Annotated in this window: 1 pseudogene; it reads right to left on the reverse strand. The window is 62.1% G+C overall.

Annotation, left to right across the window (positions count from 1 at the left end):
- Window positions 1-264 (reverse strand): annotated as a pseudogene (locus tag SB771_RS35045) (WYL domain-containing protein); the annotation flags it as partial.

Genomic DNA, 264 nt, shown 5'->3' on the forward strand with positions numbered 1-264 from the left:
GTTGTCGGTGTTGTGACGCGGGCGATAGACGATTTCGAGCTTGCGCTCTTCAAAGAGTGCGCGTGACACGATGCCGAACAGTTCCCGGTCGATTACCGGGTAATGCAGCGAGAAGCCGCCGCTTTCGACCGCGACCTTGCTCGCCCAGCGCGAATAGCGCCGCTCGGTTTCATTGCTCGTCCGCTGCAGCCGTGCCTCCGCGACGTCGAACATCGACGACAGCGATTCGGCCACCAGTTCCGGAATCTGGCGCGACGAGAAGCG

The sequence above is a fragment of the Burkholderia sp. SIMBA_051 genome (genome assembly GCF_046534915.1).
In the GTDB taxonomy this organism is placed as follows: Bacteria; Pseudomonadota; Gammaproteobacteria; order Burkholderiales; family Burkholderiaceae; genus Burkholderia; species Burkholderia ambifaria.